Source organism: Amycolatopsis sp. NPDC043885, assembly GCF_056435685.1.
The window spans coordinates 1,920,599-1,931,411 of the sequence record NZ_JBWKEA010000001.1; the positions used below are offsets into that span (position 1 = coordinate 1,920,599).

7 protein-coding genes, 1 tRNA gene and 1 pseudogene are annotated in these 10,813 nt (G+C 69.1%); 6 read left to right on the forward strand and 3 right to left on the reverse strand.

What is annotated here, in order from left to right; translation table 11 throughout:
• The first annotated feature begins 8 nt into the window (after positions 1 to 8).
• The 3 genes from AC069I_RS09635 (at position 9) to AC069I_RS09645 (ending at position 2,450) form a co-directional block, all read left to right on the forward strand.
• The gene (locus tag AC069I_RS09635; RefSeq protein WP_478265139.1) at positions 9 to 965 is read left to right on the forward strand and encodes a glycoside hydrolase family 6 protein; all 957 of its coding nucleotides are present in this window, start codon (positions 9 to 11) and stop codon (positions 963 to 965) included.
• Positions 966 to 1,124: 159 nt separating this feature from the next.
• On the forward strand, positions 1,125 to 2,177 hold the full coding sequence (locus AC069I_RS09640; RefSeq protein WP_478265140.1) for a WD40/YVTN/BNR-like repeat-containing protein: 1,053 nt from the start codon (positions 1,125 to 1,127) through the stop codon (positions 2,175 to 2,177).
• Complete coding sequence (locus AC069I_RS09645; RefSeq protein WP_478229318.1) at positions 2,178 to 2,450, forward strand: MoaD/ThiS family protein; 273 nt, start codon at positions 2,178 to 2,180, stop codon at positions 2,448 to 2,450.
• A gap of 131 nt (positions 2,451 to 2,581) precedes the next feature.
• Here the strand turns inward: AC069I_RS09645 and otsB are convergent, their stop codons facing one another.
• The 3 genes from otsB to AC069I_RS09660 all read right to left on the reverse strand — a co-directional run bounded on the left by otsB (position 2,582) and on the right by AC069I_RS09660 (position 8,246).
• Entirely contained in the window at positions 2,582 to 5,110 is a 2,529-nt protein-coding gene (otsB, locus tag AC069I_RS09650; protein WP_478265141.1) for a trehalose-phosphatase, read from the reverse strand.
• A gap of 37 nt (positions 5,111 to 5,147) precedes the next feature.
• Positions 5,148 to 6,599 (reverse strand): alpha,alpha-trehalose-phosphate synthase (UDP-forming), encoded by a 1,452-nt coding sequence (locus tag AC069I_RS09655; RefSeq protein ID WP_340686352.1) that lies wholly within the window; start codon positions 6,597 to 6,599, stop codon positions 5,148 to 5,150.
• Positions 6,600 to 6,680: 81 nt separating this feature from the next.
• Positions 6,681 to 8,246: a threonine/serine exporter family protein gene (locus AC069I_RS09660; protein WP_478229320.1), complete on the reverse strand. Its 1,566-nt coding sequence runs from the start codon at positions 8,244 to 8,246 to the stop codon at positions 6,681 to 6,683.
• 293 nt (positions 8,247 to 8,539) lie between these two features.
• Here AC069I_RS09660 and AC069I_RS09665 point away from each other — a divergent pair.
• The 3 genes and pseudogenes from AC069I_RS09665 to AC069I_RS09675 all read left to right on the forward strand — a co-directional run.
• Positions 8,540 to 9,214: pseudogene (locus AC069I_RS09665) on the forward strand (alkaline phosphatase D family protein); the annotation flags it as partial.
• Between the two features lie 91 nt (positions 9,215 to 9,305).
• The gene (locus AC069I_RS09670; RefSeq protein WP_478265142.1) at positions 9,306 to 9,977 is read left to right on the forward strand and encodes an alkaline phosphatase D family protein; all 672 of its coding nucleotides are present in this window, start codon (positions 9,306 to 9,308) and stop codon (positions 9,975 to 9,977) included.
• 44 nt (positions 9,978 to 10,021) lie between these two features.
• Positions 10,022 to 10,094 (forward strand) — tRNA-Thr (locus AC069I_RS09675).
• The last annotated feature ends 719 nt before the right edge of the window (positions 10,095 to 10,813 follow it).

The following is a 10,813-nucleotide window of genomic DNA, read 5'->3' on the forward strand; positions in this document are numbered from 1 at the left end:
TGGTGGGCATGCGCATCAAGACGCTCGGTCTGCTGGCCGCCTCGTTGCTGGCCCTCATCGCCGCGCCGGCCCAGGCCGCCGACGGCAACCCCCTTGAGAAGACCAACGGCTTCTACGTCGACCCGAACTCCAACCCCGCGGTCTGGGTGCGGGATCACCCGGGCGGCACCGCCGACAAGATCAAGGCCGCCATCTCCACCAAGGCGGGCGCGCGCTGGTTCGGCAACTGGAGCGGGAACGTCAAGACCGCCGTCGACGGCTACACCTACGCCGCCGACGTGGCCGACAAGCTGCCTATCCTGGTCGCCTACAACATCCCCGGCCGCGACTGCGGTGGTCACTCCGGTGGCGGCGCGGGCAGCCCGGAGGCGTACCGGACCTGGATCTCGAACTTCGCCGACGGTATCGGCGGCAAGCCCGCGGTCGTCGTCATCGAGCCGGACGCGCTCGCGCAGGTCGACTGCCTGCCCGTCGGCGAGCGCCAGACCCGCCTCGACCTGCTCAGGTACGCCGCCGAGCAGTTCGCCGCCAAGGCGCCGAACACCTGGGCGTACATGGACGGCGGCAACTCGACCTGGATCCCCGCCGCGACCATGGCCGACCGGCTCAACGCCGTCGGAGTGAAGTCGATCCGCGGTCTCGCGATCAACGTGTCGAACTACAAGACCACCGCCGACTCGGCGAACTACGGCAAGGCCGTCAGCGCCGCGCTGTCGAGCAAGTACGGCTACACCAAGCCGTTCGTGATCGACACCAGCCGCAACGGCAACGGCCCGCTGGGCTCCGAATGGTGCAACCCGGCCGGGCGCAAGCTCGGGGCGACCTCGCAGACCGGCGGCGGCGCCGAGATGCTGCTCTGGGTCAAGGTGCCCGGTGACTCCGACGGTAAATGCGGGATCGCGCCGAACGTCGAAGCCGGTCAGTTCAGCCCCGATCTGGCGCTGCGCCTGATCAGCGGGACCTGACCGCCCCCGGAACCCGTCGCGCCGGCTGTTCGTCTGTGACCCTCGTTCTCCCGAGAAGGCGAGGGCCACGACCCCTTGGACAGCAGCCGGCGCGACGCCTTCACGCGCTTCCGGTAGTACGGTGACCTGAGTCACAGTGTCGACCGAGAGGATGGCGTCGTGGAGTTCCAGCTGGGGATCGGTACCAGGAAGGGCTTGTTCCTCGCCCGCAGCGAGGACCGCGAGAACTGGGAAATCTCCGAACCGAAGTTCCCCATGGAGGCCGTCCGAGCGGTCGCGCTGGCCCCCTCCAAGGTCTACGCGGCCGCGGTCAACGAACACTTCGGCCCGACCATCGCGACGTCGGAGGACTTCGGCGAGACCTGGTCCGAACCCGATCGCGCGCCGGTCGCCTTCCCCGCCGGCACGGAGACCGCGCTCGAAGGCATCTGGCAGATCGTGCTCGCCGGTGACGTCATCTACGCCGGTGTCGAGCCGTCGGCGCTGTTCCGGTCCGAGGACGGCGGAGAGACCTTCGAGCTGGTGCGCGGGCTTTGGGATCACGAGCACCGTCCACACTGGACTCCCGGTGGCGGCGGCCAGATGATCCACACGATCCTGCCGCATCCCACGGATCCAGGGCGGATCACCGTCGCCATGTCGACGGGCGGGGTCTACCGCACCGAGGACGGCGGCAAGAGCTGGACGGCGTCCAACCGCGGGATCAGCGCCGGTTTCCTGCCCGGCGAGGAGCCCGAATTCGGGCAGTGCGTGCACAAGGTCGCGATGCATCCGTCGCGCCCCGAGCGGTTCTTCCTGCAGAACCACGGCGGTGTGTACCGCAGCGACGACGACGCGAAGACGTGGAAGTCGATCGCGGGCGGCCTGCCGAACGACTTTGGCTTCGCCATGGTCGTCCATCCGTCCAAACCGGACACCGTCTACAACTTCCCTTTGGTGGCCGACGTTCTCCGCTTCCCGCCGGAGGGCCGCTGCCGGGTCTACCGCAGCGAGGACGCGGGCGAGACCTGGACGGGGCTCGGAAACGGCCTGCCGGACAAGGGTTTCTACGCGGGAGTGCTGCGGGACGGGATGTGCGTCGATTCGCGGGACGGCATCTACTTCGGCACGCGATCCGGTGAAGTGTGGGCGAGCCCCGATGAAGGCGACACCTGGCATCAGGTGGCCGCGCATCTGCCGGACGTGCTGTGCGTGCGGGCCCAGGTGGTCTAGGTGGTCCGGGTCCTGCTGCCCGCGATGCTGCGGCCGCTCGCGGACGGCCGCGGCGCGCTCGAAGTCGAGGCTTCGACGCTCGACGGCGTCCTGGACTCGCTCGGCGCCGGGTTCCCCGCGCTGGAACGCCGTCTGCGCGACGAAACCGGCGCGCTGCGGCGCTACGTGAACTTCTATGTGGACGGTGAGGAGTGCCGCCGTCTCGACGGTGCCAAGACCTCTCTCGACGGGGTGAAGGAAGTCCAGATCATCCCGTCGGTCGCCGGCGGCTGAAGGGGACTTCCCCGCATCGCCTGCGGTCCGGAGGTGCCGTGAAGGCCTCCTTCCCTACCTTGAGTGTAGGGAAGGAGGCCTTCACGACCTTGAGAACAGACACCGCGGCCCCGAACGTCAGGAAGCGCGGGCTACTGGGAAAGCAGGTTCGCGCAGCGGATCAGCCCGATGTGCGAGTACGCCTGCGGGTGGTTGCCCAGCGAGCGCTCCGCGATCGGGTCGAACTGCTCGGGCAGTAGCCCGGTCGGGCCCGCGGCGTCGACGATCTGCGTGAACAGTTCCTCGGCCTCGGTGCGCCGCCCCGTGAGCAGGTACGCCTCGATGAGCCAGGCCGCGCAGATGTGGAAACCACCCTCGCCGCCGGGAAGGCCGTCGTCGCGGCGGTAACGGTACACAGTGGACCCGCTGCGCAGTTCCGCCTCGATCGCGGTCACCGTGGACTGGAACCGCGGGTCGGCCGGATCGATCAGCCCGGTCAGCCCGACGAACAGCGACGCGGCGTCGAGATCCGTTCCGTCGTAAGCGGTCGTGAAGGCCTGGACCTCTTCGTTCCAGCCCTTCTCCAGCACGTCCGCGGCGATCTCGTCACGCAGCGAAGGCCACGCGCCCGGCACCTCGCGGCCGTAGATCTCGCCCAGTTTGATCGCCCTGTCGATGGTCACCCAGCACATCACCCGCGAGTACACCCGGTGGCGCGGCACGTGCCGCTCCTCCCAGATGCCGTGGTCCGGCTCGTTCCAGCGCCGCGTGACGGCCTCGGCCATCGCGCGCACCATCTGCCAGTCCTCGTCGCGGAGTTCGCCGCGCGCCGCCGCCAACGTCTGCACGAGTTCGACGACCGGGCCGAACACGTCCAGCTGGACCTGGTGGTTCGCCAGGTTGCCGACGCGGACCGGCCGCGAACCGGCGTACCCGGGCAGCGACTCGATGACCGCTTCGGCGCCGATCACGCTGCCCGCCAACGTGTACAGCGGGTGCAGCCGTTCCGGACCGGCCAAAGTGGACAGTACGCCGTGCAGCCAGCGGAGGTAGCCTTCCGCCTCTTCGATCGAGCCGAGGTGGACCAGTTCGCGCACGGTCATGGCCGCGTCACGGATCCAGCAATAGCGGTAGTCCCAGTTCCGGACGCCGCCGATCTCCTCCGGCAGCGAGGACGTCGCCGCCGCGAGCACGCCGCCGGTGTCGGTGTTCACCAGCCCGCGCAGCGTGAGCGCCGAGCGGCCGACGAGGTCGGTCTGGACGCCGGGCAGTTTGAGCGTCCGCGCCCAGGTGCTCCAGTACTCGCCCGCACGGGCCCGCCGATCCACTTCGGACAGTTCGTGCGCGCCGAGGTCCGAGGTGCCGCAACGGAGTTCGAGTACCACCGGGTTGTCCGGGGTCGGGGTGACGAGCGCCGTCGCGGTGTCGTTCATGCCGTCGGAGGTGATCTCCCACTCCACGCCCGGCGAGCGCAGCGCGAACGGTTCCGAGGTGCCCTGCACCAGGATCCCATCGCCCTGGGCGACCAGCTTCACCGGCACACCACCGAATTCGGGCCGCGGCGCGAACACGATCTCCGCCGCCGCCTCACCCGAGATCACCCGGACGAGATCCGTGCGGTGCGCGGGGCTCTCCGGCTCGAGGTAGTCGGTGACGAGCAGCCGCGACCAGCGGGTCTCGACCGTCATCGTGTTAGGCAGGTAGCGCTGCCCGAGCGGCAGGCCGTTGCGGTGCGGCCTGATCGAGAAGTGTCCGGCGCCGGCCCCGCCGAGCAGGTCCGCGAAGATCGCGGGCGCGTCGGGCCCGGGATGGCACAGCCAGGTCAGCCGGGCGTCCGGCGTGACCAGCGCGACCGAACGTTCGTTGGCCAGCATGGAAAGCCGCTCGATCGGCGGCGCCTGCTCGCCGTACAGCCAGTTACGCCGCTCTTCGAGGAGGAAGGCGAGCGCCATCGCGACGTCGACGGTGTCCGGGACCCGGTATTGCGCGAGGCTTTCGCCGTCGCCGACCTTCACGCCGAGGTCCGGGCCGGAGAGCCGTGCGAACGCCTTCTCGTCGGTGACGTCGTCGCCGAGGAAGACCGCGGCCGTCGCGCCGACCTGGTGGCGCAGGGTGTCCAGCGCGCGGCCCTTGTCCGTCTGGACGACCGCGAGCTCGACGACCTCCTTGCCGTCGGTCGTGGACACGCCCTCCCATTGCGCGGGTCCATTGTGGACGTCGCGCAGGACCCGGCGGCCCGCCTCGTGCTCGGCGCGGCGGACGTGCACCGCGATGCTCGCGGGCTTGACCTCGAGCGAGACGCCCGGTACGTCGAGCACCAGGTTCTCCAGCTCGGCTTCGAGTCGTCTGTGCAGCTCGCGGGCCTTGTCGTCGAGCGCGTGGATGAAGCCGATGTCGAATTCGGACCCGTGGCTGCCGACCAGGTTCACCTCGGCCGGGAGACGGGACAGGGTGGCGAGATCACGCAGCGCGCGGCCGGAGATGACGGCGGTGGTCGTCTCGTGCAGGCCGGCCAGCGACCTGAGCGCGCCTACCGATTCCGGCAGCGGCCGGGCTTCGTCCGGATTGGCCGTGATCGGAGCCAGCGTGCCGTCGTAGTCGCAGGCGACCAGCAACCGCGGGGTGCGCGCGACCTGGACGATCGCGCGCCGCAGCTCGGCGGGCAGTGCCTCGGCGGTCAACGATTTCTCCTCGGGAACGTAGCGGGGGTTGGGGGAATCAGTCGGCCGGTTCGGCACCGAGCGCTTGGAGGAACGAGCGCGCCCAGCGGTCGACGTCATGCGTGAGGACCTGTCGACGCATGGCGCGCATACGGCGGCGTCCCTCTGCGGGGTCGAGCGTAATGGCAGTCTCCAAGGCGTTCTTCACCCCGTCCAGGTCATGCGGGTTGACCAGGAGCGCGCTGGTGAGCTCCGCCGCGGCGCCGGCGAACTCCGAAAGCACGAGCGCGCCGCCCAGGTCGTGGCGGCAGGCGACGTACTCCTTGCAGACGAGGTTCATCCCGTCACGCAGGGGAGTGACCACCATGACGTCGGCCGCGGAGAAGAACGCGGCCAGCTCAGTCCGGTTCACGGACTGGTGTAGATAATGCACGACCGGGTGACCCACGCGGGCGAATTCGCCGTTGATCCGCCCGACCATCTGCTCGATGTCGCCGCGCATCCGCTGGTAGTGCTCGACGCGCTCACGGCTCGGGGTGGCCAGCTGGACGAACGTGACGTCCTCCGGGCGGACGCGGCCTTCGTGCAGCAACTCGTGCAGCGCCTGCAACCGCAGGTCGATGCCCTTGGTGTAGTCGAGCCGGTCGACGCCGAGCAGGACCTTCTTCGGATTGCCCAGGTCGCGCCGCAGCTGGGCGGCGCGTTCGGCGACGCCCTTGGTCTTGGCGAGTCTGTCGAGGCCGATGGCGTCGATGGAGATCGGGAACGCGCCGACCCGCACCGTGCGGTCGCCGACCTGCATCAGGCCGGGGCGGGTGCGGATGCCGACCGCGCCGCGGCTGGACTCGAGGCCTGCCAGCTGCCGCGCCAGCCAGAGGAAGTTCTGCGCGCCACCCGGCCGGTGGAACCCGACGAGATCGGCCCCGACCAGGCCGCGGACGATCTCGGTCCGCCACGGCATCTGCATGAACAACTCGACCGGGGGAAACGGGATGTGCAGGAAGAACCCGATCCGGAGGTCGGGACGCAGTTCGCGGAGCATCGCCGGGACCAGCTGCAGCTGGTAGTCCTGGATCCACACGGTCGCGCCCTCGGCGGCGACCTTGGCGCTCGCCTCGGCGAAGCGCCGGTTCACCCGGACGTAGGACTCCCACCAGCTCCGGTCGAACACCGGCCGTGCCACCACGTCGTGGTACAGGGGCCAAAGCGTCGCGTTGGAGAAGCCCTCGTAGTAGTCGCGGACGTCGTCCGACGTCAGGGAGACCGGGTGCAGGACCAGGCCGTCGTCGTCGAACTCCTCGACGTCGACGTCGGGCACACCCGGCCACCCGACCCAGGCTCCCTTGCGTGACCGCAGGAAAGGTTCGAGCGCGGACACCAGCCCGCCAGGGCTCGCCGTCCAGCGCCTGCTTCCGTCGGCGGTCCGTTCGAGGTCCACCGGGAGCCGGTTCGCCACCACCACGAAATCCGCGGAGGCCGTTCTGCTCGTCTCGGCAATCACTTCGTCCACCAGCCGCTCCCTCGATTCGCGGGTCGCTGCCCTAAGCGGAAACCCTATCGCGCGAGGAGGCCACGGCCGGTCGCCGAGCGGTCACTCCAAGCGTCGTTCGGCGGGTTCCATCGGGCCCGCCATCCTCGGCCCGGCGAACTTGCGTTCGAGCCTGCCGAGCCCCGTGCGCACCGGCTGCGCCAGGTATTCGCCGAGTACCACACCCGCTGCCAGGGCAAGCCCGATCGCGACCGCGGTCATCAGCGTCGAGATGTTCCCGCCGGGCTCGACGCCCAATTGGTATAGACCACGATAGGTGGAGAGGCCGGGGAGAAGGGGCGTGATGCCGGACACAGCCACCACGAGAGGCGTCACCTTGAGCCGCCTGGCCAGCACGCCGCCGCAGAAACCGACCAGCGTGGCGGCGACGGCGGACGAACTGACGGCCTGGAAGTCGGTCAGCATCAAGGCGCCGTAGACCGCGCCGCCGATGGCGCCCGCCGCTCCCGCGACGATCATCGCGCGCAGCGTCGAGTACGAGGCCAGCGCGAAGCAGGCCGACGCGCCGACGCTGCCGAGGATGATGATCGGCAGGTCCTGCGGCGTCGACGAGACGACCTCGGGCAGCGGCGTCAGCGGGAGACCGAGCAGCACCGCGATCTTCAGCGCGAGCACCACGCCCGCGATCAGCCCGGCACTCATCAGCGCGGTTTCCATCGTGCGCCCGGCCGCCGTGACGTAATAGCCGGTGATGGCGTCCTGCACGGCGGAAACCGTGGAGAGACCGGACAGCAGCACGGTGACGGCCGCCGCGACGACCAGCGTGGGTTTGTCCGTGGTGAGCAGGTTGCTGCTGACTATGGCCATCGCGGACAGGGTCGCGACCAGGCCGCCGACCACCTGCTGGAAGAAGAACGGCAGCGCGAAGCGGTTGAGGAAGCGGCCGAGGCGGTCGATGACCGCGCTGATCACCAGCGCGACCAGGGCGACGTCGAGGCTGCCGCCGAGGATCAGGGTGATGAACGCGGCCAGCCCACCCCAGGCGGCCGTGGCCACCCAGCGGGGGTACGGGTGTGGCGCGGTGGTGATCCGCTGGAGTTCCTGCTGGGCCTCTTCGGCGCCGATGTTGCCGCGGACGATCCGGCGGACCAGCGTCTCGGTCTGGGTGAGCCGCGTGTAGTCGAGGCTGCGCGAGCGGACCACGCGCAGCGCCGTGACCGGGGCCATGTCGGTGCCGCGGTGGCAGGTCACCGTGATCGACGTGAAGATCACGTCGACCTCGCAGTGCGGGAGGCCGAGCGCGGAGGTCAGCGCGATGATCGTCGCCGTGACGTCGGAGGCGCCGGCGCCACTCGACATCTGGACCTCGCCGATACGCAGGGCGAGGTCCAGGACGAAGTTGACCGTCGAGTCGTCGGGCGGCTTCGGGCCCATAGCCTCGTCGGTCTCGACGGCGGGCTGCTCCGCCGTCGGCGCCTCGAGGATCTGCCAGGCGCGGCGGCGCAGCAGATTCGGCCGGTGCGAGCGAGCCTGGGGGATCGATCGCTCTCCGTCACGCTGGCGCGGCGCTTCCAGCAGCCATTCGCCACGTTCGGGTGTTTCGTCCTGGTTCTTTTCGGCACCGCGTTCGCCGCGCTGGGCTCCCTTGGTGTGCTCGTTGATCTTCATGATCGATCCACCTCCTCACTCTGGTTCGAGGGACTTTCCCGAGGAGCATCGGGGCCGGTGCCTCGACCGTTGCAGGAAACCCGAAGTGGCGTCCACCACGTCGGAGGAAGATCGTCGCGGGCACGCCGGTTTACGGCACACTGCATGCCATGGCGTCCTCCGTGAGCATGCGATCCGTTCTTCGCGCGGCCGGGCTCACCGCCGCCGGAACAGCGGCGACATTCACCCTTTCGGGGGCATCTAGCGGGGCGGAGGCCCCGGTTTTCGCGCATGGGGTGGCGTCGGGCGATCCGATGCCCGATTCGGTCCTCCTCTGGACCCGTGTCACGCCGTCGCCGGACGCGGTTCCGGGATCCGGAAAAGGGGTGACGGCGGACGTCCGGTGGGAGGTGGCCGAAGACGCCGGATTCGCGCGCGTCGTCGCTCGCGGTCACGTCCGGACGGGGCCGGAACGCGACCATACGGTGAAGGTGACGGCGGGCGGGCTGTGCGCGTCGACGGAGTATTGGTACCGCTTCACGGCTCAGGGGAAGGTCTCGCCGTCCGGGCGCACACGCACCGCGCCTTCGCACGACGAGGACCTCGCGAGCCTGAGGCTCGGCGTGGTCTCGTGCGCCAACTGGGCTGTCGGTCACTTCGCCCCCTACGGCTACCTGGCCGACCGCGACGATCTGGACGCCTTCATTCACCTGGGTGACTACCTCTACGAAGGGAATCCCAACCCTGCGGGTGATCTTCGGCCTTCGGTACCGCCCAACGAGTTGATCACCCTGGGGGACTACCGGCAACGCCACGCGATGTACAAGACCGACGAACACCTCCGACGGCTGCACGCCCGTCACCCGATGGTCGCGACCTGGGACGACCACGAGGCCGCCGACAACGCTTGGTCCGGCGGGTCGCCGTCACACGATCCGGCGACCGAGGGACGCTGGCACGACCGGATGCGGGCCGCGCACCAGGCGTACTTCGAATGGATGCCGGTGCGGCACCGCGGCGACCGGCTGTACCGGCGGCTGAAGTTCGGGCTGGAGCTTCGAAAAGCGGGCCGACCTCACCATGCTGGACCTGCGGACGTACCGGACCCGGCAGTCCGGCCAGGTTTCGGTGGAGGGCGCCATCCTCGGCGCCGGGCAACGGCGGTGGTTCCCGGATGGCCTCGCGCGCGGGACCGCGTCCTGGAATCTGATCGGGAACTCGGTGATGGTCACGCCGATCAAGATCCCCGCACTGCCCACCCGCGAACGGCTCGCGCTCGACGATCTGCTCGACGGCCAGCCGACCACGGTGAACACCGACCAGTGGGACGGCTGCGCCGCCGACCGTCGCCGGGTCCTCGACACCATCGCGGCACAGGGCCGGGGCAACACGGTGTTCCTGACCGGCGACGTCCACTCGTCGTGGGCGAACGACGTGCCGAGGGACGGGACGAGCGTCGCCGTGGAGTTCGTCTGCCCGTCGGTCACCTCGGACAACATCGACGAGCAGCTCGGAGTCCCGCCGCGGACCGGCTCGCTGAAGGTGGAGGCCGCGATCCGCGTGCTGAACCCGCACGTGCGCTTCGTCGAGCTCGACTCGCATGGCCCCGGCGTCCTCGAAGTGACCCCGCAAGCCGTCCGGATGAACTGGTACTACGCCGCCGACCGCCGCGATCCGGGGACCGCCGTGACGTTCGCGCACGCCTTCCGGACCGTCGCCGGAGAGCCCTGGGTGCGCCCTGCGGACGGCTGAACGGGCGCCGATATACTGGCCATGCCCGGGCTGCCCTGGGCACGGCCGCTATAGCTCAGCTGGTAGAGCATCTGTCTTGTAAACAGAAGGTCAGGGGTTCGAGCCCCCTTGGCGGCTCAAGATCAAAATAGCTACTGACCTGCCGATATGGCACGTTATGTGAGCGTTGTTCACATTTGATTTTGCCCTGTTGGGCTCCATTTCGTCTCCGTTTTCACTGCTGTGCCGAAAGTCGGGTGCGTCGCAGGTTCGAGTGCGCTTCGTGCGGCAGGAGCTCCGCGGCGCGGTCGAGATGGCTGCCGGCCGTGACCGGTTTCGTAGCTACGAGACTTGGGCTTCCGAGCGTGTCGTCCGGATCTGAAGGGTTCGGCTTTAGGCGGCTCTTTCCTGCCTGCTTGCGGTGGAGCCGCCCAGCCGGTTCATCGTCCAGGGCATCTCTGGGGGCTTCGATGACAAGGTCCTGATCCGCGGCTCCGCCGCGTCCGCTGTCGTTGATATTGAGGGGTAAGGCAAATGTGGCGTGACCGAGCCTCTGTGGTGAAGGACCCCTTCGCTGACTCAAGGCAGAGGCGGCCTTCGCGGCCGTGGTTCTGGACTGGCCGATCGGAGCCGACTGTGCCCCTGAGTGTCCACAAAGGACACTTTTCGCTGACTCAATGTCTGATTGATGCCCGGATGGGCGATTTCATGAGGGGGTCGTGGGGGGGGGTTTTGGGTTTTCCCCCCCAAAACCCCCCCCCACCCCCCCCCCCCCCCCACCCCCCCCCCCTCCCCCCCCCAAAGAAGAAAACGAAAAACCGAAGAAAAGACTTTTGGGGAAAAAGGGTCCGGCTTCC

Coding starts and splice junctions, on each gene's coding strand:
- AC069I_RS09635 (WP_478265139.1), top strand. CDS start 9: ATGCGCATCAAGACGCTCGGTCTGCTGGCCGCCTCGTTGCTGGCCCTC.
- AC069I_RS09660 (WP_478229320.1), bottom strand. CDS start 8,246: ATGAAGATCAACGAGCACACCAAGGGAGCCCAGCGCGGCGAACGCGGT.
- AC069I_RS09670 (WP_478265142.1), top strand. CDS start 9,306: ATGCTGGACCTGCGGACGTACCGGACCCGGCAGTCCGGCCAGGTTTCG.